Annotated in this window: 19 protein-coding genes; 12 read left to right on the top strand and 7 right to left on the bottom strand. The window is 65.6% G+C overall.

The window, feature by feature from the left end; genetic code table 11:
* Positions 1–289 precede the first annotated feature (289 nt).
* Positions 290–1,195, bottom strand: a complete 906-nt coding sequence (locus NMP98_RS11200) for a serine/threonine-protein kinase RIO2 (RefSeq protein WP_254857655.1) — start codon at positions 1,193–1,195, stop codon at positions 290–292.
* Positions 1,196–1,482: 287 nt separating this feature from the next.
* On the opposite strand from NMP98_RS11200, the gene NMP98_RS11195 reads away from it, so the two are divergent.
* The 5 genes from NMP98_RS11195 to NMP98_RS11175 all read left to right on the top strand — a co-directional run bounded on the left by NMP98_RS11195 (position 1,483) and on the right by NMP98_RS11175 (position 6,209).
* A complete protein-coding gene (locus NMP98_RS11195) occupies positions 1,483–1,869 on the top strand; it encodes a DUF7475 family protein (protein ID WP_438269616.1) in 387 nt (128 codons plus the stop codon).
* A 534-nt stretch (positions 1,870–2,403) separates the two neighbouring features.
* Positions 2,404–2,985, top strand: coding sequence for a DJ-1/PfpI family protein (locus NMP98_RS11190; RefSeq protein WP_254857652.1), 582 nt, complete (start codon positions 2,404–2,406; stop codon positions 2,983–2,985).
* A gap of 25 nt (positions 2,986–3,010) precedes the next feature.
* Positions 3,011–3,742, top strand: coding sequence for a ribonuclease H-like domain-containing protein (locus tag NMP98_RS11185; protein ID WP_254857649.1), 732 nt, complete (start codon positions 3,011–3,013; stop codon positions 3,740–3,742).
* Between the two features lie 71 nt (positions 3,743–3,813).
* On the top strand, positions 3,814–4,989 hold the full coding sequence (locus NMP98_RS11180; protein ID WP_254857647.1) for a lactate 2-monooxygenase: 1,176 nt from the start codon (positions 3,814–3,816) through the stop codon (positions 4,987–4,989).
* 14 nt (positions 4,990–5,003) lie between these two features.
* Positions 5,004–6,209, top strand: coding sequence for a threonine synthase (locus NMP98_RS11175; RefSeq protein ID WP_254857645.1), 1,206 nt, complete (start codon positions 5,004–5,006; stop codon positions 6,207–6,209).
* Between the two features lie 12 nt (positions 6,210–6,221).
* On the opposite strand, the gene NMP98_RS11170 is transcribed toward NMP98_RS11175, so the two are convergent.
* The 5 genes from NMP98_RS11170 to NMP98_RS11150 all read right to left on the bottom strand — a co-directional run bounded on the left by NMP98_RS11170 (position 6,222) and on the right by NMP98_RS11150 (position 10,716).
* A complete protein-coding gene (locus NMP98_RS11170) occupies positions 6,222–7,001 on the bottom strand; it encodes a class I SAM-dependent methyltransferase (RefSeq protein ID WP_254857644.1) in 780 nt (259 codons plus the stop codon).
* Between the two features lie 45 nt (positions 7,002–7,046).
* Positions 7,047–7,880 (bottom strand): deoxyribonuclease IV, encoded by an 834-nt coding sequence (locus NMP98_RS11165; RefSeq protein ID WP_254857642.1) that lies wholly within the window; start codon positions 7,878–7,880, stop codon positions 7,047–7,049.
* 76 nt (positions 7,881–7,956) lie between these two features.
* Complete coding sequence (locus tag NMP98_RS11160) at positions 7,957–8,802, bottom strand: lipoate--protein ligase family protein (protein ID WP_254857641.1); 846 nt, start codon at positions 8,800–8,802, stop codon at positions 7,957–7,959.
* Positions 8,803–8,898: 96 nt separating this feature from the next.
* The gene (locus NMP98_RS11155) at positions 8,899–9,066 is read right to left on the bottom strand and encodes a hypothetical protein (RefSeq protein WP_254857639.1); all 168 of its coding nucleotides are present in this window, start codon (positions 9,064–9,066) and stop codon (positions 8,899–8,901) included.
* A 168-nt stretch (positions 9,067–9,234) separates the two neighbouring features.
* A complete protein-coding gene (locus tag NMP98_RS11150; protein WP_254857638.1) occupies positions 9,235–10,716 on the bottom strand; it encodes a cobyric acid synthase in 1,482 nt (493 codons plus the stop codon).
* 109 nt (positions 10,717–10,825) lie between these two features.
* Between NMP98_RS11150 and acs (NMP98_RS11145) the strand changes: the two genes are divergently transcribed.
* The 7 genes from acs (NMP98_RS11145) to NMP98_RS11115 all read left to right on the top strand — a co-directional run bounded on the left by acs (NMP98_RS11145) (position 10,826) and on the right by NMP98_RS11115 (position 20,801).
* Positions 10,826–12,814: an acetate--CoA ligase gene (gene acs / locus NMP98_RS11145; RefSeq protein WP_254857637.1), complete on the top strand. Its 1,989-nt coding sequence runs from the start codon at positions 10,826–10,828 to the stop codon at positions 12,812–12,814.
* 167 nt (positions 12,815–12,981) lie between these two features.
* Positions 12,982–15,498, top strand: coding sequence for a bacterio-opsin activator domain-containing protein (locus NMP98_RS11140; protein WP_254857636.1), 2,517 nt, complete (start codon positions 12,982–12,984; stop codon positions 15,496–15,498).
* Between the two features lie 207 nt (positions 15,499–15,705).
* Positions 15,706–17,679 carry an acetate--CoA ligase gene (gene acs, locus NMP98_RS11135; protein WP_254857635.1) on the top strand — a complete coding sequence of 658 codons (1,974 nt, stop codon included), beginning with the start codon at positions 15,706–15,708 and terminating at the stop codon, positions 17,677–17,679.
* A 53-nt stretch (positions 17,680–17,732) separates the two neighbouring features.
* Entirely contained in the window at positions 17,733–18,164 is a 432-nt protein-coding gene (locus NMP98_RS11130; RefSeq protein WP_254857634.1) for a DUF4212 domain-containing protein, read from the top strand.
* Positions 18,164–19,840 (top strand): sodium:solute symporter family transporter, encoded by a 1,677-nt coding sequence (locus NMP98_RS11125; protein WP_254857633.1) that lies wholly within the window; start codon positions 18,164–18,166, stop codon positions 19,838–19,840. Before NMP98_RS11130 ends, NMP98_RS11125 begins: the two co-directional genes overlap by 1 nt.
* A gap of 3 nt (positions 19,841–19,843) precedes the next feature.
* Positions 19,844–20,305, top strand: coding sequence for a universal stress protein (locus NMP98_RS11120; protein ID WP_254857632.1), 462 nt, complete (start codon positions 19,844–19,846; stop codon positions 20,303–20,305).
* Positions 20,306–20,402: 97 nt separating this feature from the next.
* Complete coding sequence (locus NMP98_RS11115; protein WP_254857631.1) at positions 20,403–20,801, top strand: DUF5518 domain-containing protein; 399 nt, start codon at positions 20,403–20,405, stop codon at positions 20,799–20,801.
* 176 nt (positions 20,802–20,977) lie between these two features.
* Here the strand turns inward: NMP98_RS11115 and NMP98_RS11110 are convergent, their stop codons facing one another.
* Positions 20,978–21,643 (bottom strand): cob(I)yrinic acid a,c-diamide adenosyltransferase, encoded by a 666-nt coding sequence (locus NMP98_RS11110; protein ID WP_254857630.1) that lies wholly within the window; start codon positions 21,641–21,643, stop codon positions 20,978–20,980.
* Between the last annotated feature and the right edge of the window lie 32 nt (positions 21,644–21,675).

Raw genomic sequence — 21,675 nt, 5'->3', positions numbered from 1 at the left:
GGTTATCTCGCTTTCGAGATTGACGGAACGGCAATCTGGAATCGAATATCCTGTGTTTAAGGGCTTCGAACGGTCGGGAATACGCCGAGAATCTGGATTTTTGTTGTGTTATATGGGATTATCCGTCCGCTCCCGATGCAGTTCGTTGCTCTGGTCGTTCGATGCCCCCCCCTGCTGCGGTATGCCCCACGCACCCGATTTGGTATCGCCAATAGTGATTTATCGAGGTGGTGTGGCGATGTTTCACCCGAACACACGAAATCGCTTAAAACGTCCCGTACCGCCCGTTTCAGGCGAAGTTGCGCACCGTCTCGAAGGTGTCTTCGGTGAGCGCCGCCGTCAGCGACGACCGGTCGACATCGGGCGTCTCGTTGGGGTACTTTCGTTCGAAATACCCCAGCAGATTCTCCACGTCCCGTTCCAGTAGTTCCTCGCTGTTCTCGTGTTCCGTCGGAACCGCCTGCGGCCAATCGAAAATCGTCACGCCCTCGCTGGAGACGAAAACGTTGTACTCGCTCATGTCGGCGTGGACGTAGCCGGCATCGTAGGCCGCCGCCATCTCCTCGCAAATCAAATCGACGACCCCGACGACCTGCTCGGAGTCGAGTTTCGCACGGGAGAGTTCGACGCCGTCGAGTTTCTCCATGACGATAGCGTGGCGGTTCTGGTCGACCGGCCGAGGAACGCGAACCTCCGGATACAGCGACTCTAAGGCTTCGTATTCACGCTCTGCGGCCTTGCGCGCGGTGTAGAGCCACGAGCGGTGTTCGTTGTCGGCGGTGTACTCCCGTTCCTTCTGGACTTCCCGGAAGTTCGTGTACCCTTCACGGTGGTACTTCAGCGCCAACGGCTGGAACGACCGTGCCTCGTAGACGTCGCTTTCCTTGCCGACGCCGAGGGGGGCGCCGACGCCGTCGATGGTGTCTCGCTCCGAGAAGGTTCGCAACGCCAGCGCGTCGTACCCCTCGAAGGTGAGTCGGTAGCCGGTGTACTGGATGGTCTTCCGCTCGACCAGCCCCCGGTCCATACAGCGGTCGACGCGGTAGGTGACCTCCTCTTCGTCGAGCCGTGAGAACTCGGGGAGCTTCTCGACTGCGACCCACCGCGAAAAGCGCATCCCGTGTTCGAGCCCCGACAGCAGGTGGAAGTCCTCGGGCTCCAACTCGGCCATCTGCGCGGCGACGTTCTGGACCATCTCGCTTCCTGTAGCGGCCGGACACCCAAAAGCGCCTCGCGTGCGACCGACGAGTACAATAAACCAATTATCGCGATATAGAAATCTGTTTCCGAGGGCTGCTTCGACCCCGATGTACCGCCGACAACCGAACGGATTAGATGTGTGTATAAAATCACTTTCTACGAACTACTGTAGCGATAGAAATCACAAATAAAGAATATCCTCTACCTTGTCAAGTGCTGCACAACGTGGAAATGAGTTGGGTAATAACATGACTTATGCTCTCCTAAGCAGTAGGTAGTATTGTGAAAAATAAGCAAAATAACTCGACAGGTCAGAGAGATTCACTTACCCAACTCCAGTGGCTGGCGGTCGTATTGGCCGTCATCACTGGTGTGCTCCACGTGTATGCAGGCGTCGTCGAGGGTCGAGTCCCGGTTGCACTCGCAGGTGTTGGCTACGCCGGTGTACTCGTGTTGTTCTTCCTCGATTACCGACGGCGACTCCTCTACCTCGTCGGGATTCCATACACGGCTATCCAAATCCCCCTCTGGCTCGTGGTCAAGTCGGAGTACGGAGTGGTCGATTACGTCGACAAGGCGGTTCAGGTCGTGCTGATACTCGTGTTGCTCTACCTCTATCTGAACACGCCGTCGGGGTCGGCCGAAAACACGCCACCGGGTGCGGACTGAACGGGTAATCTCGTCTCGGTTATTCGAAGTACTCTGATTCTCACTTGGTTCACTCCACCGAGGTCACGAAGTCGGTGGTTCTGTCCCCGAACGCGTTCGCCAGTCTCTTGGCGGAATACGGATTCGGGACTCTCCCCGGTGACTCCGTGGCATTCTCTGAGCACTCGCGATGGCGGTCGTCGAAGCGGCGGGTGATACCGTTTCGCTGATGCCGTCGAGTCGTGAAGGGAATTCGTCTACACCGCGCTGGACTAGCGACCGGCTGTCGAAGCATTCCTCCTGCCGACCGCATCGGAGAAGCCGAAGTTCGTTCGTACACCGTTCAGTCCACGCGCTGGAAGGATGCACGGAGGTCATGTCAGCTATGACGACAATCGGCAGTACCCGGTGTCTTCGTCCGTTCTACACGTCCCAAACGCTCTAAACCCCACGCTGTCTCAACCGTTACCGAACGATTTGATATAGTGGCATATGATTTATACGGGACTCACGACCCACCCGTACGCTCATGCCTCCACGCTGCGAAACCGACGTATGACGGTCAAAATTCTGGTTTTCGAGGGATTCGACGAACTGGATGCGGTCGGTCCCTACGAGGTGTTCCAGTTGGCGGGGCGATACGGCTGTGATATGTCGGCGGAGTTGGTGACGCTGACCCCGACGGACCGCGTCGTCGCCCGCAGTGGCATGCGAATCGAGCCGCACGGGACGCTCGAAGATTCCGTGGCCGACCTCGTCGTCGTCCCCGGTGGTGGCTGGAACGACGACGGACCGGGTGTCCGCGTCGAGTACGACCGCGGCGAAATCCCCGAGAGCCTCGCCAGATTACACGCCGAGGGGATGACCGTCGCGTCGGTCTGTACCGGCGCGTTGCTACTCGCGAAGGCCGGCCTACTTGACGGTCGCCCGGCGACGACTCACCACACCGCAGTTGCGGACCTCCGTGAGTTGGGTGTGAACGTCGTTGAGGAACGTGTCGTCGACGACGGCGACGTGCTCACGGCCGGCGGCATCACCTCGGGATTCGACCTCGCACTCCACATCGTCGCCAGAGAGTGCGGCGAGTCGGTCGCCGAGTCGGTCGCCCGCGAGTTGGAGTACGAGCGAGCGATTTAGGAACCCTGACGACGGAGGGACTGCCGTGCGACTGGAGAATACATACATCGCCGTCGACGGGGTGGGAGAGACGACCGAGCGAAACCTCTGGGAGCGCGGCGCCCGGACCTGGTCGGAGTTCGACCCCTCGCTGTGTGGGTCGACGACTGCCGACCGCATCGAATCGTTCATCGACACCGCCCGCCCGCGCCTCGATTCGGGCGATTCGGACTTTTTCGCCCGTCAGTTGCCCTCCAGCGAGCGGTGGCGACTGTACGAGAACTTCCGCGATGAGGCGTGTTTCTTCGACATCGAGACGACGGGACTGGACCACTCCCAAAACGAAGTGACCTGCGTCAGTTTCCATCAGGGCGGCGACACCGAGACGCTCGTCTCCGGCGACGACCTCACTCGCGAGAACCTTCAGGCGCTGCTCGACTCGCCGCTGCTCGTCACGTTCAACGGCGCGCGCTTCGACGTGCCGTTCCTCGAGGAGTCCTTCGACCTCTCTATCGACATCCCACATCTCGACCTGATGTACCCCTGCAAGCGCGTGGGGCTGTCGGGCGGGCTGAAGGCCATCGAACCAGAGGTCGGCGTCGAGCGGGACCGCCCCGACATCTCCGGAAAGGACGCGGTTCGGCTGTGGCGGGAACACGAACGCGGCGTCGACGGCTCGCTGGAGACGCTCGTCTCGTATAATCGGGAAGACGCGGTGAACCTCAGGACGGTCGCCGACCGGACCGTCGAGCGACTCGACCGGAAGACGCTGCCCTGATTCTGTCAGCCGAACTGACCGGCTTCGCCGACTCCCACAACTCTTTGCAGATGGGAGATAACCGCCCTACTATGTCCGAGCAGTTCGGTAATCGGAAAGTCAACCGCGTGTACCGCGAGGGAATGCACGAGGGGAAATCGTCGGAATTCCCCGTCAGCTACGAAGATTTACGCGAGACCGCCCACGAGGCGATGGACGACACCGCGCGGGCGTACATCCACGGCGGCGCCGGCGCCGAGGAGACGTTCCGCAAAGAGCAGGACTTCTCGGAGTGGCGCATCGTCCCGCGGATGCTGCAGGGCGTCGCCGACCGGGATTTGACGACCGAGGTGATGGGCCAAGAAATCGACTACCCCGCGATGGTGACGCCGCTTGGCGTCCAGTCGCTCGTCCACGACGACGCCGAACTTGCGACGGCGGCGGCTTGCGACGAACTGAACGTCCCCTTCATCCTCTCGTCGTTGTCCTCGACGCCGATGGAGGAAGTCGCCGAGGAGTTGGGTGATACGCCGAAGTGGTTCCAGTTCTACTGGTCCTCGGACGAGGACATCGCTCGCTCGTTCCTCAATCGCGCCGAGGACGCCGGCTACGACGCCATCGTCGTCACCGTCGACGCGCCGACGCTCGGCTGGCGGGAACGCCTCATCGAGCGCGGCTACTACCCCTTCCTCGACGGCGAGGGCGTCGCGAACTACTTCTCGGACCCCGAGTTCCGCAGCCAACTCGACGATCCGCCGGAGGAGGACCCACAGGCCGCCGTCGACCACTTCCTCGACATCTTCGGTGACTCCTCGCTGACGTGGGACGACCTCGAGTTCGTCTTCGAGAACACCGACCTGCCGGTGCTCATCAAGGGCGTTCTCCACCCCGAGGACGCCCGACTGGCGGTTGAACACGGCGCCGACGGCGTCGGCGTCTCCACTCACGGCGGCCGACAGGTCGACGGTTCCATCACCGCCATCGAGGCGCTGCCGGACATCGTCGACGAGGTCGGTGACGAGGCCACCATCACCTTCGACTCGGGCATCCGCCGCGGGTCGGACATGTACAAGGCACTGGCGCTCGGCGCCGATGCCTGTCTCATCGGCCGGCCGTTCATCTACGGACTGGCGCTCGGCGGCCAGGCGGGCGTCCACCACGTCTTAGAGAACCTCATCGCGGACTTCGACCTCACGATGGGGCTGGCCGGCCGGGATTCGGTGTCGAAAGTCAACCGCGACTCCCTGCGCCACGAAGACGACCTCTGAGGCGTCGGGAGCCGATGCCGCTTCAATACGTCTGTTACGACTGTGGCTCTCGGGGTAGCGACGGCAGCGGTCGGTGTGGTTGTGGCGAACCGTTGTGGCTCGACACATCGCCCGGCGCGTTCGACTGGGATGACACCGTCGACGCGCCGGGGCTGTGGCGCTACGAACCGCTATTGCCGGCCCCGCTTCCGAATCCACCGAGCCTCGCTGCAGCCGCCGGCGGGACGCCGCTGCTCCGCGACGACGCCCTCGATTCGTTCGTCGGCGCGTCGGTCCACCTGAAACTTGAGGGGCAACAGCCGACGGGGAGTTTCAAGGACCGCGGCAGTGCCCTCGCGTTGGCGGCGATGGAGGCCGGACTGGTCGGCGGCGATGGCGAAACCGCCATCGGGACGGTCTCTCACGGCAACATGGCGATGAGCACCGCCGCCTTCGCCGCCACCTTCGACCGCCTGTGTGTCGTTCTCGTCCCCGACGATATCCCCCCCGAACGGCTCGGTGTCATCGGGCAGTTCGACCCGACGATACTCCGGGTTCGCGGCGACTACGGCCGCCTGTACGAGCGGTCGCTGGAACTCGGCGCGGAGTACGGCATCCGCTTCGTCAACTCCGACTCGCCGCTCCGCGTCGAGGGACAGAAGACGACGGCACTGGAGCTGTGTGAGGCCTTTGTGCCGTCGGTTCCCGACGGAATCGTCCTGCCGGTCAGCAGCGGCGGCCACGCCAGCGGCGTCTGGAAGGCCCTCCGAGAACTTCGGGCGGCGGGCGCAATCGATGACCTGCCGGCGCTGTATCTCGTTCAAGCCGCCGCCTGTGCGCCCATCGCCGAGGCCTTCGCCGCGGGCGCGAAGACGGTGTCGTCCGTCGAGGGCGGCGAGACAATCGCCTACTCCATCGCCAACGCCGACCCGCCGAGCGGAAATCGGGCGTTGCGGGCGGTCCGGGACACCGGCGGAGCCGCCATCGCCGTCGCCGACGACGCCATCCGGGCCGCCCAGCGGGAACTGGCGACCGAAGCCGGCGTGAGCGTCGAGACCGCCGGCGCCGTCGCCCTCGCTGGCGCGAAGCAGTTGGTCGCCGACGGCGTCATCACGGAAGACGACGACGTTGCGGTCGTCGCCACCGGCACCGGCCTCACCGAGGCGTCGGCAGACGTATCGGCTCCGGCCGTCGACCTCGCTGCCCTCGACGGCCGACTCGCGGAGTTCGCCGACCGCTGACCCGCCGGCGGTTCACACCGTCCCGACGACGACGTAGAACGGGACGGTTTCACGGCGGCGATACTCCTCGTTTTGGACCTGCCGGACGGCCTCCCGACCCATCTCGCGCCACTCGGCTCTGAGCGCGTCGAGTTCGGCGTCGGTGCCGGCCATCGTCTCCCGACGCTCGCGGAGACCGGCGCCGCTTGCCTTCCGGCCGACTTCGCGCACGTCGCGGTCGCTGTACGGCGGTTCGACCACGAGCGTCTGGTCGTATCGCCTCGTCGTAATCCCCGAAAGGCCGACCGATTCGAAGAGGTCGGCGGTGTCGGCGCCCAACGCCACGTCGGTGTCGACACCGCTGAGGTACCGCCGTCGCGCCCGCCGGGCCAACTCGCCTTCGGCGTCGACCGTCGAGACGACCGAGACGGCGTTGTTGTCGGGTTCGATGGCCGCTACCCGTCCGCTGGAGACCCGAGTGAACTCCCGAAGCGCCCGATCGGGGTCGGGAAGGTTGATGAGCAGCGCCTGACAGACGACGAGGTCGAAGGTGTCGTCGGGGAACGGCAGGTGGTAGGCGTCGCCCCGGACCGTCGGCCCTTCGAGTTCGGCCAGCAGGTCGGCGTCGCGGTCACAGCCGACCACCTCGGCATCGGACTCCTCTCGGAGGACGCGGGTCAGCGCGCCCTCACCACAGCCGACATCGAGGATGCGCTTACGGGAACCGAGTTCCAGCGGGTCGAGTGCCTCCCGGCTCTCTGCCCACATCCCTCGCCGCGTCTCGCGCAGGTACTCCGCGGAGAACTGCCGCATTGGTCGCGATAAATCGGTGGCCGGTTAAAACGTGGTCGGTCCGTGCTACTCCTCGCGCAGTTCCCGGACGCGCTGGATGTTCCAGGCGAAGGACTTGCCGTTCTCCGTCGGGGTCTCCAGGACGAACGGCACGTCCGCGACTGCCTCGTGGTTGACGAACGCGCGCATGCCCTCCTCGCCGATGAGTCCCTCGCCGATGTGGGCGTGTTCGTCCTTGTTCGTCCCGCACTCGTGTTTCGAGTCGTTGAGGTGGACGTATTCGAGGTGTTCGAGACCGACCTGTGCGTCGAACTCGTCGAAGGTTTCGGCGACGCCTTCGGGCGTCGAGAGGTCGTAGCCGGCCGCGAACATGTGGGCGGTGTCCAGACAGATGTCGAGGTCCTGTTCGCTGCGGTCTAAGACGCCGGCGAGTTCCTCGAAGGTGCCGCCGAGTTTCGTTCCGCTGCCGGCGTCGGATTCGATGAGAATCGTCACGCCGTCGGGCACGTCGAGTTCGTCGAGTACGGAGGCGGCGTTGTCCAGGCCCCCATCGACCCCGGCGCCGGTGTGGGCGCCCAAGTGGACGTTGACGTAGGGAACGTCGAGTTTCGCGGCGGCGTCACACTCCTTCTGCATCGAGTCCAGGGACTTCTCGCGGAGGTCGTCTTTCGGCGTACAGAGGTTGACGAGATAGGATGTGTGAATCATCCACGGTGCGACGCCGTTGTCTTGGGTGAGGTCGCGGAACCGCTCGGCCTCTTCGTCGCCGATGTTCGGGTCCTGCCACACCTGCGGGGAGTGGGTGAAAATCTGCCCGCAGTTGCCCTCGTATTCGAGTTGTTCCTCGACCGCGTTGTAGACGCCCCCCGCGATGGAGGTGTGTGCGCCGACTCTAACCATACGCGTACTCCGAGAAGCGGGAAAATAGGGGCTTCGGAATCGGCGGTCGGGGTCGGCGTGGATTGGTCGCGTCGGGCTACTCCAGGGGGTCGGTCCGGTCGCGAACCCACGCGTCGGCAGCGTACTTCTCGTTTGTTACCGTTGCAGCGCGTTCCCGCTCGGCGTCGGTCCACTCGCCTTCCTCGGCGTCGGCCCACTCGGCGAGGGACTCCTCGACGGCGGCGACGAACTGCGAGCGATGGAGGTCGTAGCCGCCGAAGGCGCCGAGGCCGGTTTCGACGGTGTCGTCGTAGCCGATGAACTCCTCGATGCCGCAGACCCGCTCTTCGAACTCCTCGGCCGTCACCGGCGGGTCGGCGAAGCATTCGAGGTGGCGTTCGGCGTTCACGTCGAAGGTCAACGAGCCGTGTTGGACGACCGCATCGCGGGTGCGGTACTGGGCGTTGCCGGCGATTTTCCGGCCATCGGGACCGACGAGATCGTGGGCGGGGTCAAGCGCCCGGAGGTAGCAGGCGGGGTCGTACAGCGCCTCGCGCTCCTCGTCGGCGAAGGTCACGTCGACGCCGACTTCGTGGAAGGCGTCGATGATTGGTTCGAGGAATTCTCTGTAACACTCGGTCACGTCGCTGGGGTACGCCTCTGCGGGGGCGATGATGGAGTAGGCCACGTCGCCGGCGGTGTCGTGATAGATCGCGCCCCCGCCGGTCGGTCGGCGCGTCACGTCGATGTTCCACTCCTCGCAGAACTCCCAGTCGATGGCGTCGGGGTCGGTCGCATACCCCAGCGACAGCGTACTCGGGAGCCACCGATACAGCCGGACGGTCGCGGGGCCACCCGAAGCGACGGTTTCGGCGGCAACCTCGTCGTAGGCCATCGCCTTCGCTCCGGGCAGCATCTCCTCTTTGATGAGCCGCCAGTCCATACCGGGTCGTGTTCGCCGCCGGTGAAAGCGGTTGCGCCGTCTCTGTCGCAATCCTCAGCAGTTACCTCTCAACCGGTTGCGGTCGATACAGGGCTCCTAAAGTGTGCGTTCACTGAACACGCCAAACAGCGCCGCGATAATCGCGATGATAGCAAGGACGATACCAGTCATCGTCTCGCCGTACGCACCGGCTAGCACCGCAAGGCCGACCAGTATTGCCGCGCCACCGTAGCCGACCTGCGTAACGAATGTCGTGAGCGGCATACGTGTCGGTGAGCAACTGGCGGGCAAAAAGTTGCTCACTCCGAAGAATGGCATCTCGACGGCCCTGTCGTGCCGTCCTTCGCCCTTTTTCGGACGCTACACGGCGACTACTACGCCCTTTCAGTCCGTCAGGTCGTCGGGTGGACGGCGAATGCCGATTCACTCGATTCAGAGTCCGACCGGGTCGAGGTCCAACTCGGCGACCAACGCGGCGGCGCGGTCGTACGGCGACCCGCCGTCGTCCCCCGTTCCGGGTCGAACGCGACCCGCCGACTCGTAGACGCGGTCGACGAACGCCTCGCGAGCGGGGGGATTCTCGAAGAGGCCGTGGAGGTAGGTTCCGAGAACGTCGCCTCGGGCAGCACCGTCGCCGTCGAAGGGGCGGTCGGCGTCGGCGGTGAGGCGGCTGTCGCCCATGTGTATCTCGTAGCCGGAGACGGTACCGGCGGCGCCGGCCAGCGGTCCACAACCGGCGAGGTGACGCTCGACCGCTTCGACGGTTTTCTCGTGTGAAAAGCGCGTCTCGACGGGAAGCAGGCCGGCGCCTCCGACGGTCGCCGTCTCGCCGGTCGATTCCACGTCGGCGTCGAGGAGGCGTTCGCCGAGCAGTTGATAGCCGCCGCACAGTCCGACCACCGGCCCATCGAAGGACCGGAGTTCCTCGTAGAGGCCGGCGTCGCGGGCGGCGACGGCGTCGTCGGCGGTGTTCTTCGTGCCGGTGAGGACGACGGCGTCGGCGTCCAATCCGGCGTCGAGCGGCTGGAAACGGACGCGGACGCCCCGAACGCCGGCCAGCGGCGCCACATCGGTGACGTTCGAGGCCCGCGGCAGCCGTGGGACAGCGACGGTGACCGTCCGGTCTGTGGGCGCGTCGTCGTCACCGACGACGGCCGTCTCGCCGTCTGCGGGGAGCGCGAGACTGTCCTCCTCGGGCAGTCCGGGGTCGTCGTAGGGGAGGACGCCGACCACGGGGACGCCGGTTCGCTCCTCGAAGGCGTCCAGTCCGTCTTCGAGAATCGAGCGGTCGCCGCGGAACTTCGTGATGACCGCGCCTGCGACGCGGTCGCGGACATCCTCGGGGAGCAGTTCGAGCGTGCCGACGAGCGACGCGAAGACGCCGCCGCGTTCGATGTCGGCGACGAGCAGCACGTCGGCACCGGCGAACCGGGCGGTTTCGAGGTTCGCCAAATCGCGGTGATGGAGGTTGATTTCGGCGATGGAGCCGGCACCCTCGGCGACGACGACCTCGTGGTCCTCGGCGAGGCGCGCGTGGGCGGCTTCGGCGGCCTCACGTGCGGTCTCCCAATGGCGTTCGTAGTACTCGCCGGCGGCGAAGTGACCGACGGCCTCGCCGTCGACGACGAGCTGTGACTCGCCGCCACCGCGTGGCTTCAGAAGCACGGGGTTGTGGTCGGTCGTCGCCGGCGTTCGGGCGGCCCGCGCCTGAACGTACTGTGAGACGCCGATTTCGCCGAAGCCGCTACCCGTCGCCGTCGGGACCGCCCGGGCGTTGTTCGACATGTTCTGGGCCTTGAACGGGGCGACATCGACGCCGCGGTCGGCGAGCAGTCGACAGAGCCCGGCGGCGACGGTCGATTTGCCGACGTGGCTCGCAGTGCCGGCGACGAGGACGGTGCGGGCGGAACTCACGGCTCACGTTGGTAGTCGCGGGGGCAAACCGTTTTCGCGTCGGCGGTGCGGGCGTCGAAACCCCACAGAGGAGGAACGTTTATCCGAACGTCTCCCGGACACACGACCGATGGACGACGGGGTCGACGTGGAGTTGGAGGCGTGGCTCGAAAGCCGTGAGACGTTCGAGCCGCCAGAGGCGTTCGTCGAGCAGGCGAACGTCTCCGACCCCGATATTTACGAGGCGTTCGAGGAGAACTGGCCTGCCTGTTGGGAGCGGGCCGCCGACTTACTCGATTGGGACCGCCGCTGGGATGCGGTGTTGGACGAGGGCGATGCGCCGCGGTACCGCTGGTTCGTCGACGGGAAACTCAACGCCGCCTACAACTGCGTCGACCGTCACGTCGAGGCGGGCCGGAAGAACCGCGCCGCAATCCGATGGGTGGGCAAACGCGGGGAGACGGAGACCTACACCTACGGCGACCTCAAACGGGAGACCGAGGCGTTCGCCGCGGCACTGCGGGAGTTGGGCGTCGGCGAGGACGACGTGGTGACGCTGTATCTGCCGATGATACCCGAACTCCCCGTGGCGATGTTGGCGTGTGCGCGTCTCGGCGCCCCACACTCCGTCGTCTTCGCGGGTTTTTCGGCGGACGCCCTCGCCACCCGGATGGACAACGCCGACTCGGAGTATCTGGTGACGTGTGACGGCTACTACCGCCGCGGCGACGCCCTGAACCACAAGGGGAAGGCCGACCGGGCGGTCCGCCGACTGGACCAAGATGTGGAGACGGTCATCGTCGACCGCCTCGGTGGGGGGCTGCCGCACTCGCTGGGGGAGAGCCAACACGACTACGACGAGTTGACCGAACGGCATCTGAACGCCGAGGTCGACCCGGTCGTCCGCGACAGCGAGGACGACCTCTTCGTGATGTACACCTCGGGGACGACGGGCGAACCGAAGGCCGTCCGACACACCACAGGAGGGTATCTCTCCCACGTCGCCTGGAGTTCCCACGCCGTGTTGGACCTCGAACCCGACGACACCCACTGGTGTTCGGCTGACATCGGCTGGATTACGGGCCACTCCTACATCGTCTACGGACCGCTCGCGTTGGGTGCGACGACGATGATGTACGAGGGGACGCCCGACTACCCCGAGAAGGACCGCATCTGGGAGGTGGTCGAACGCTACGACGTGGACACCTTCTACACCGCGCCGACGGCGGTTCGAGCGTTCATGAAGTGGGGTCCGGAACACCCCGAATCGCACGACCTCTCCAGTTTGCGTCTGCTGGGGACGGTCGGGGAACCCATCAACCCGCGGGCTTGGAAGTGGTACTACAAACACATCGGCGGCGGGGAGTGTCCGGTCGTCGACACGTGGTGGCAGGCCGAAACGGGCGGGATGATGGTGACGACACTGCCGGGCGTTTCGACCATGAAGCCGGGGACGGCGGGGCCGCCGCTGCCCGGCATCGACGCCGAAGTCGTCGACCCCGACGGCGAGGCGGTCGCCCCGGGCGAGGCGGGGTATCTCGTCGTCGAGAGGCCGTGGCCCGGGATGTTGCGCGGACTGGCCGGCGACGACGACCGCTTCGTCGAGGAGTACTGGCGGGAGTACTCCGACCCCGATGCCGGAGAGTGGACCTACTCCGCCGGCGACGGCGCGAAAATCGACGAGGACGGCTACATCACGCTGTTGGGCCGAGTCGACGACGTCATCAGTATCGGCGACCACCGAATCGGGACGATGGAACTGGAGTCGGCAATCGTCGGATGCGAGGGCGTCGCCGAGGCCGCCATCGTCGGCGCGGGCGGTGAGGTACTCGCCTACGTCAGCACCGAACAGGGCCACACCGGCGACGCCGCCCTCCGGTCGGCCGTCGTCTCGGGCATCGAGGCCGACATCGGCGAGGTGGCGGTTCCCGACCACATCGTGTTCACGCCGGAACTCCCGAAGACGCGGTCGGGGAAAATCATGCGTCGACTGCTGGAGGACATCGCCACCGGCGAGGAGTTGGGCGACATCAGCGCGCTTCGGAACCCCGAAATCGTCGGCGAACTCCGTGCCAGACTCGCCGGCGAAACGCGGTCGTACCTCGAACCGGAGGAGTAGCGTTTCGCTTTTGTTTTTGAACTCGAAATAGGCTGGAATGGTCGCTTGATTTGGTAACTCTGGCGTAGCGGGTCTCTCAAGGGATGACTCGCGGGTACGTGCTCAGTTTCGCTCTCGGGGGCGTTCCCCGAAAACACTATGATTTCGGAGTTCTTCGGTTTCGCGAAATGCCGGCACAACTGCACCGCGAGGACTACCGGCGGCTTCGGGACGCCGCGACGACGGTCAGAAAGCGACTGGTGGTGCGGTTGGCCGCCGAGGTGGGCGTCCGACCCGCCGAAGTGGTCCGAATCCGGCCCTCAGATGTCGACCGTCGGCACTTCGACGGCCGGACGCATCACTTCCTGTCGGTTCGCGACGCCGACGGCGACCCCGACAGACGGGCCTACCTCCCCGAGGATGTCGCCAGCGCCATCGACGAGTACGCTGCGACGACGGGCACCGACCCCGACGAACCGCTCGTGGACCTCTCGCCGCGGCGAGTCCAGATGCTCGTCGCCGAGGTGGCCGAGGCCGCCGCCGACCGCACCGGCGACGACCACCTGGCGGGCGTCTCCAGCGGCGACCTCCGGCGGTACTTCGCTCGGCGACTGCTCGCCGAGGAGAGCGTCGATCCTCGGGTCGTCCAGTCGGTCGGTGGCTGGGACGGACTGGCGGCGCTGGACGCCTACGTCGATTCGGTCGACGACGCGACGGTCGCGGCGGCGTTCTCACGGGACGAGCGGTCACCGCCGGGGGAGTCGTCGCCCTTCCGGAACGCCGTCGGTGCGGCCGCGCTCGAACTCGACGCCGACGGCCGAATCGTCGGACGTTCGGGCGCCGTCGGCGCGCTGTTGGACCGACCCGCCGACGCGCTCCGCGGCGAGCCGTTCGCGACGCTGTTCACCGACCCGGCCCGTGAGCGTGGCCGCCCGAAGGAACTGCTCGCCAACGCGGGGCGGGACGACGTGGCCGTCGCGGAGTGTTGGTTCCGGTGCGGCGACGGCACCCGAACACGGCTGCCGGCGCTCGTCTGTGCGCGCCGCACCGACGGCGACCTCTCGGGGTTTACGGCCGTCATCCGGTCGGCCGAGGCCGACGGCGGACTCGCCGCCGGCGCGTTCCAGCGAGCCATCCAGGCCGCCGGCCAGCCGATGTGTCTCGCCTCGCTGACCGGCGAAATCGAGTACGCCAACGCCGCCTTCGAGGAGTTGACCGGATACACCCAGGGGGAGGCCGTCGGCCGCACCGCCGAGGAACTGCTCAGTTCCGGCGAGAACGCCGACGCCTTCTACGAGGAGTTACGCGAGACGGTGCTGGACGGCGAGACGTGGCGGGGACAGTTGACGACCCGCCGGAAGAGCGGCGAGCGGGTTCACGTCAGACAGACCGTCGCTCCCGTCACCGGCGGCGACGGCGAGGTATCATTCGTCGTCGGCGTCTCGACGGACATCACCGAGCGCGTCCGTCGCGAGCGCGCGCTCGCGCGACGGTGTGAGACGCTGGAGGGCCTCGAAGCCCTCGTCGCCGACATCAACGCCGCCGGTCGGGAACTCATCGACGCCTCGACGCGGGAGGAAATCGAGGCCGCCGTCTGCGAATCGCTGGCCGACAGCGACGCCTACGTCGGCGCGTGGGTGGGCGCGACCGACCCCGGCGACCCGCGGATTCGCCCCAACGAGTGGGCTGGCCTCTCGGGAGAGGGCGGGGCCGTCACCGTCGAAACCGCCGCCATCGAGGCGGCGATGGACGGCGAGACGCCTCGCGTCGTCGGCGGGGAGTTTTCCGACGACGTGCTCGGGCCGTTCGACCGGAGCGCCCTCGCCGACGTTCGGTCGGCGGGTATCGTCCCGCTGGCCTACGGGGAGACGACCTACGGGGTGTTGGTCGTCTTCACCGACCGGGCGACCGCCTTCGGCGACCGCGAGCGGACCCTCCTCGCTGACCTCGGCGCCCGCATCGGCCACGCGGTGACGGCCATCGAGCGCCGAACGCTGCTTTTGGCCGACACGGTCGTCGAGTTGGAGTTCAGTTGCACCGACGACAGCGCCTTCCTCGTTGCGGCGACCCGCCAACACGACTGTGCGTGTACGCTGGAGGCTGTCGTCCCCGTCTCCGAGACGGCGCTTCTGTTCTACGTGACGCTGACCGACGCGCCGCCGGACCCGTTCCTCGACGCCGCGATGACCGCCGACGGCGTCGTCGACGCCCGCTACATCCGCGAGTACGACGACCGCTCGCTTCTGGAGTTCACCGTCGAGGGGAACTCTCCCGCACTCACGCTCACCGAACGCGGCGCGACGATTCGCTCGGCGGTCGTCGAGTCGGGCGAGGCGACGCTGGGTGCCGAAATCGCCCGCGAGACCGACGTTCGAAGCGTCGTCGAGGGGTTACAGGCCGAGTTCCCCGACACCGACCTCAGGGCGAAACAGGCCGTCGACCAACCGGTCGAGACCGTCGCGGAGTTCCAGGACTCGCTGGCCGAGAAACTCACCGACAAACAGCGGGCGGCCCTGCGAGCGGCGTACTTCGCGGGCTATTTCGACTGGCCGCGGGGGTCGACCGCGGAGGAAGTCGCCGACTCGATGGGGGTCTCCTCGCCGACGCTGCACAACCACCTCCGGAAGGCCGAGCGCAAACTGCTGTCGTCGTTCTTCGAGCACACCCGCGACCACATCGGCGCCGAGGCCCCCCACCCGGGCTAAACAGTTCGACTCGGGGGTCGAACTCCGCGGTGCCCCCCGCTTCAGAGTGTCAATCGAATGATTACTTTTTGCGACTATTGATAATTCGGGTCGGTCTGACGGGGGTTCTCGGCGCGTCTGTGGCCCGAATCCGGTTCGGACTGGTGTCGAAGTTTAGCATGCTTAGAATCCCCGCTTATTAGTACCGGAGATATTTCATCGAATGGAATGTCCGACCCCGAGGATACACAACTGGAGTCACGGCTTGCCGAACAGGAGGCCTTCGAGCCACCGGAGTCCTTCGTCGAGCAAGCGAACGTCTCGGACTCCTCCATCTACGAGGAGTTCGAGGAGAACTGGCCGGAGTGTTGGGAGCGCGCCGCCGAGTTGCTGGATTGGGAGACGGAGTACGACGAGGTACTCGTCGACGACGAGGAGCCGTTTTACGAGTGGTTCACCGGCGGCGAACTCAACGCGTCGGCGAACTGTCTTGACCGGCATCTCGACGACCGCGGCGACGAACTCGCCATCCAGTGGGAAGGTGAGTTGGGCGAGACACGCGAGTACACCTACGAGGAACTCCACCGGGAGGTAAACGAGTTCGCGGCCACACTGCGCGACCTCGGCGTCGAGGAAGACGACGTGGTGACGATGTACATGCCGATGATTCCGGAACTGCCGGTCGCGATGTTGGCGTGTGCCCGCATCGGCGCGCCGCACTCGGTGGTGTTCGCCGGCTTCTCGGCGGACGCACTCGCCACGCGGATGAACTCCGCCGAGTCGGAGTATCTGGTCACCTGCGATGGCTACTATCGCCGCGGCGACGCACTCGACCACATCTCGAAAGCCAACGAGGGACTGGGTGGCGTCGACCACGAGACGACGACGGTCGTCGTCGACCGCCTCGGCGACGACCTCGACCACGACCTCACGGACGACCAACTCGACTACGACGACCTCGTTGCCGACCACGAAGGCGCCACAGTCGACCCGGTCACCCGCGACGCCGAGGACATGCTGTTCCTCATGTACACGTCGGGGACGACCGGCCAGCCGAAGGGCGTCAAACACACCACGGGTGGGTATCTCTCCTACGTGTCGTGGACCTCGCATGCGGTCCTCGACGTGAAACCGGAGGACACCTACTGGTGTTCGGCGGACATCGGCTGGATTACGGGACACTCCTACATCGTCTACGGGCCGCTCGCGCTGGGGACGACAAGCGTCATGTACGAGGGCACGCCCGACTACCCCGACAAAGACCGGATGTGGGACATCGTCGAGTCCTACGGCGTCAACCAACTGTACACCGCGCCCACGGCCATCCGCGCGTTCATGAAATGGGGCAGTCAGTACCCCGAACAGCACGACCTCTCCAGCCTGCGATTGCTCGGGACGGTCGGGGAACCCATCAACCCGAAGGCCTGGAAGTGGTACTACAAACACATCGGTGACGAATCCTGCCCGGTCGTCGACACGTGGTGGCAGACCGAAACCGGCGGGATGATGATTACGACCCTGCCCGCCATCGGGACGATGAAGCCGGGGACGGCGGGGCCGCCGCTGCCCGGCATCGACGCACGGGTCGTCGACACCGAGGGCAACGAAATCAGCCCCGGCGAGGCCGGCTACGTGACGGTCAACAAGCCCTGGCCCGGCATGCTCCGGACGCTGTACAAAAACGACGAGCGGTTCCTCAACGAGTACTGGCAGGAGTACTCCGACGGCGACGAAGACGAGTGGGTGTACTTCCCCGAGGACGGCGCGAAAATCGACGAGGACGGCTACATCACCATCCTCGGCCGCGTCGACGACGTCATCAACGTCTCCGGCCACCGGCTGGGGACGATGGAGGTCGAATCCGCCATCGTCGGCGTCGAGGGCGTCGCGGAAGCCGCCGTCGTCGGCGGCGACCACGACCTGAAAGGCGAGGCCGTCTACGCCTACGTCATCCTCGAGGACGGCTACGAGGAAAGCGAGGAGATGTCCGAGCGCATCATCGAGGGTGTCGAAGACGCCATCGGACCCATCGCCCGGCCCGAGGAGGTAATCTTCACACCCGAGTTGCCGAAGACTCGGTCCGGGAAAATCATGCGGCGGCTGCTGGAGGACATCGCGAACGGTGACGAGTTGGGGAACACGAGCACGCTCCGAAACCCCGAAATCGTCGACGACATCGAGCGAAAGGTCAGCGGGGACTGAGCGACTCCCGTTTTCGAAACGAACGCTATCCACGACACTACAGACAGGAGACTATGACAGAAAAAGACACGCACACTGACGGCTCTGCGGTAGAGACCGACGGTGGTACGGTAACGAACGCACAGAAGCACCGGGAGACGGACTACCTCGACAGGGAAGTGAACCTGTTGAAGCCGAGTACGCCGTTCATGCGGGACCATCTGAAACTCGTCTGGGGGACGTTCATCGCCTGGACGCTCATCGTGTGGGGGCCGGTGACGCTGACCCGACTCGCCCCCGAGACGATGACTTCCCTCACCGTGTTGGGGTTCCCGCTGCACTACTTCCTCGTCGCCCTCGGCGGGCCGACCGGCGCGCTCGTGTTGGCGGCGGTGTACGCCCGCTCGCGGGACCGACTCGACGACAAGTACGGCATCGAGCACGGAACCGTCGAAAGTGAACCCAGCGGCGAAGCGACCGCCGCCGACGGAGGTGTTGAGGAGTAATGTTCCCGCTTCAGGCGGAAGCGCTCGACATCTCGTTCAAACTGCTGCCCGCCATCATCGTCTTCCTGATGATGGCGTCGTTCCTCGTCATCGGCTACGTGTTCAAGGTCGCCGACACCGAGGGCATGTGGGTCGCCGGCCGTGGCATCGGGAACATCGAAAACGGGATGGCCATCGGCGCCAACTGGATGTCGGCCGCGTCGTATCTCGGATTGGCCGGTCTGGTCGCCCTCGCGGGCTTCTACGGACTGGCGTTCATCGTCGGCTGGACGACGGGGTACTTCATCCTGCTCATCTTCCTGGCGGCACAGATGCGCCGCTTCGGGAAGTACACCGCACCCGACTTCGTCGGTGACCGGTTCAACTCCTCGACGGCACGCGCGTTGGGCGCGTTCACGACGCTGCTCATCGCTTACGTCTACTCGGTCGGACAGGCCCGCGGGATGGGACTGGTCGGCCAGTACGTCTTCGGACTCGACATCATCCCGATGATTGTGGTGATGATGACGATTACCGTCGGCTACCTCGCGCTGTCGGGCATGTTGGGCGCGACGAAGAACATGGCCGTCCAGTACGTCATCCTCATCGTGGCGTTCCTCGCCGGCGTCTACGTCGTCGGCTTCACGCAGGGGTACTCGACGATTCTACCGCAGGTCGAATACGGCGCGCTGTTCAGCGAGCTGGGCCGACAGTTCTCCGAGCCGTTCATCGGGGGCAACGGCTACTACCTGTGGGTTGCGACGGCGTTCTCGCTCATCGTCGGCACCTGCGGGCTCCCGCACGTGCTCGTGCGGTTCTACACGGTCGAAAACGAGCGGACCGCCCGCTGGTCGACCGTCTCGGGGCTGTTCTTCATCTGTCTGCTGTACTGGGCCGCTCCCGCGATGGCGGCCTTCGGCGTCGACCTCTTCGCGCAGGTCAACGGCATCTCTCCCGAAGCGGTGTTCAGCGGCGAGGCCGCCATGACCGGCGCGGAGGGTGACGTCATCGTCGTCCTCGCTGCCCAGTTCGCGGACCTGCCGGCGTGGTTCGTCGGACTGGTCGCCGCCGGCGGGATGGCCGCCGCGATTGCGACGACGGCGGGCCTCTTCATCACGGCATCGTCGGCCGTCGCCCACGACATCTACACGGAACTCATCAACCCCGATGCGACCCAGCGTCAACAGGTCCTCATCGGCCGTGCGACCATCGTCGGTATCGGTGCGCTGGTGACCGTCACCGCGTTCAACCCGCCGGCGCTCATCGGCGAGTTGGTCGCCTACGCGTTCTCACTTGCGGGCATCGTGCTGTTCCCGATGTTCTTCCTCGGGCTGTGGTGGGAGAACACCAACCGACAGGGTGCGCTGGCCGGCATGACCGTCGGGCTGCTCATCTGGATTACGTCGATTATCAACAGCGTGCTGCCGAGCTACATCGACTCGCTGGCGGCCATCGCCGGTGAAGGCGGCGCCATCGTGCCCATCTACGCACAGTACGTCCCGCCAATCGGGGCGGCGCTCATCGGCACGCCGGTGGTGTTCATCGTGACCATCGCCGTCTCGCTTGCGACGCCGGAACCGCCGCTGGAGACAAAGCGGTTGGTCCGGCAGTGTCACAGTCCCGAACCGATGCGACAGCAACAGACCGCAGAAGACGTCGTCAGCACCGACGGGGGCGAGACCCCCGCGGACGACTGAACAATGTACGAAAAAATACTCGTTCCGACGGACGGTAGCGATACGGCCGAAAACGCCGTCGAGCACGCTCTCGACCTCGCCGAGAAGTACGGCGCCGAAGTGCACGCGCTGTACGTCGTCGACGTGGACTCGATGAGCCTGAGTCTCGGCGCCGAACAGGTCGACCGACTCCAGCAGGGGCAGTTCGACGAGATGGAAGAGGTGAAGGCCAAAGCCGAGGAGGCGACCGGCTACGTCGCCGATCGCGCCCGCGCACACGGCCTCAAAACGGTCGAACACATCGCAGGGGGCCAACCCCACGGCGTGGTCGCCGAGTACGCCGAGGACCACGACATCGACCTCGTGGTGATGGGCTCACACGGTCGCTCGGGCGTCAAGCGCGCGCTGCTCGGGAGCGTCACCGAGCGCACCCTGCGCTCGACGCACGTCCCCGTGTTGGTCGTTGACGTGCGAGAAGAGGAGTAACGCTCGGCCCGAACACGGCTGACTGACCTCGGGTTCGGCTCTTTTCTCCGCAACTCGCGGGGGCATTTTTATTCGCTCGCGTCGCCCAGTGGCGCGTATGGCCGAAGGAGACACTCTCATCAACGCACTCGTCGGCGGCGTCGCCGCGATAGTTCTCTCGTTTATCCCGCTGTCGCCGGTGCTGGGCGGTGCGATAGCGGGGTATCTGCAGGGCGGCTCTCGAAACGACGGCCTGCGCGTCGGCGCGTACTCGGGCGTCGTCGCGGCGATCCCGCTGGCGCTGTTCTTTGTGTTCGCCGTCTTCGTCTTCGGTGTGTTCGGAATCTTCGCCGCCGGTCCGGGCGGCGGTGGCAGCGGTGCCGTCGGTGGGACCGTCTTACTGCTGTTCGTCGTCGTGTTCGGACTCATCGTCGCGGCCGTCTACACCGTCGGATTGGGTGCCGTCGGCGGCTGGCTCGGCAACTACGTCAAGTACGACACCGACCTGCTGGAGTGACAGGGCAGTCGCTCGGGGCGTGACGAAAGGGGAGAGCGCAAAGGGGAAGGAGCGTGCGCCCACCCATCCTCCAAGCGTCGATGGGGGTGGCCCCGTAATGGGCTTTGTGCTCCTGTCGGTCGCGTGTCTGACGGCTGTCTGTCGCGCCGTCTTGCGGTTTTGGCGCTTCGAAGGGGTCAGTATTCGGTGCCCTTTCGGGCCCGCTGGCCGGCGTCGATGGGGTGTTTCTCCTTGCGGACGTTCGTCACGAGGTCGACCGAATCGAGGAGGTACTCGGGTCGCTCGTGGCTTCCCGACAGCACCAACTCCAGTCGGTCGGGTTTCGTCTCGACGAACTCGATGACGGACTCGGGGTCGACGAGGCCGCGGTCGGCGGCGTACAGCAGTTCGTCGAGGACGAGCATGTGGACCCCCTCGTCGGGGTCCGAGTCGGGCGAAAACGGCGTCGTGAGGTCGGCGGCCGCGGCGCCTTCGAGGAGTTCCTGGGCGCGCTCGAACCCGGCTTGGGCCTCGGCAGCGTGGTCGCGTTCCTCGGTGCCGTCGTTCATCGCGTGCCAGCCGTAGTGGCCCAGATTCTCGTAGGTGAGGCCGGGCATGGCGGCCATCGCGTTGTACTCCCCGCGGACGTCCTCAACGCTGTCGGCGCCGCCCTTCATGAATTGCAGGACGTGGACGCGGAAGCCGTGGCCGGCAGCGCGAAACGCCATCCCTAGCGTCGCGGTCGTCTTTCCCTTGCCGTCGCCCCACCACACCTGCGTGAGGCCGAACTCCTCGGGTGCGGCGGGTTCGATGTCGCGGGCCTCCGGAGGCCGTCCCTTGCCGGGCGTGTTCCGGTCGGTCATGGCCGAGTGTTGTCGCGGCCGCACAAGGTCCT

The sequence above is a fragment of the Natronomonas gomsonensis genome (genome assembly GCF_024300825.1).
Lineage (GTDB): Archaea > Halobacteriota > Halobacteria > Halobacteriales > Haloarculaceae > Natronomonas > Natronomonas gomsonensis.
This window is presented reverse-complemented; position numbering and strand designations above follow the sequence as displayed.

Bases quoted from the DNA above. Each gene is read 5' to 3' on its own strand.
- NMP98_RS11200 (WP_254857655.1), bottom strand. From the start codon at position 1,195: ATGGTCCAGAACGTCGCCGCGCAGATGGCCGAGTTGGAGCCCGAGGAC.
- NMP98_RS11190 (WP_254857652.1), top strand. From the start codon at position 2,404: ATGACGGTCAAAATTCTGGTTTTCGAGGGATTCGACGAACTGGATGCG.
- NMP98_RS11180 (WP_254857647.1), top strand. From the start codon at position 3,814: ATGTCCGAGCAGTTCGGTAATCGGAAAGTCAACCGCGTGTACCGCGAG.
- NMP98_RS11175 (WP_254857645.1), top strand. From the start codon at position 5,004: ATGCCGCTTCAATACGTCTGTTACGACTGTGGCTCTCGGGGTAGCGAC.
- NMP98_RS11170 (WP_254857644.1), bottom strand. From the start codon at position 7,001: ATGCGGCAGTTCTCCGCGGAGTACCTGCGCGAGACGCGGCGAGGGATG.
- NMP98_RS11165 (WP_254857642.1), bottom strand. From the start codon at position 7,880: ATGGTTAGAGTCGGCGCACACACCTCCATCGCGGGGGGCGTCTACAAC.
- NMP98_RS11160 (WP_254857641.1), bottom strand. From the start codon at position 8,802: ATGGACTGGCGGCTCATCAAAGAGGAGATGCTGCCCGGAGCGAAGGCG.
- NMP98_RS11155 (WP_254857639.1), bottom strand. From the start codon at position 9,066: ATGCCGCTCACGACATTCGTTACGCAGGTCGGCTACGGTGGCGCGGCA.
- acs (WP_254857637.1), top strand. From the start codon at position 10,826: ATGGACGACGGGGTCGACGTGGAGTTGGAGGCGTGGCTCGAAAGCCGT.
- NMP98_RS11140 (WP_254857636.1), top strand. From the start codon at position 12,982: ATGCCGGCACAACTGCACCGCGAGGACTACCGGCGGCTTCGGGACGCC.
- acs (WP_254857635.1), top strand. From the start codon at position 15,706: ATGTCCGACCCCGAGGATACACAACTGGAGTCACGGCTTGCCGAACAG.
- NMP98_RS11130 (WP_254857634.1), top strand. From the start codon at position 17,733: ATGACAGAAAAAGACACGCACACTGACGGCTCTGCGGTAGAGACCGAC.
- NMP98_RS11125 (WP_254857633.1), top strand. From the start codon at position 18,164: ATGTTCCCGCTTCAGGCGGAAGCGCTCGACATCTCGTTCAAACTGCTG.
- NMP98_RS11120 (WP_254857632.1), top strand. From the start codon at position 19,844: ATGTACGAAAAAATACTCGTTCCGACGGACGGTAGCGATACGGCCGAA.
- NMP98_RS11115 (WP_254857631.1), top strand. From the start codon at position 20,403: ATGGCCGAAGGAGACACTCTCATCAACGCACTCGTCGGCGGCGTCGCC.
- NMP98_RS11110 (WP_254857630.1), bottom strand. From the start codon at position 21,643: ATGACCGACCGGAACACGCCCGGCAAGGGACGGCCTCCGGAGGCCCGC.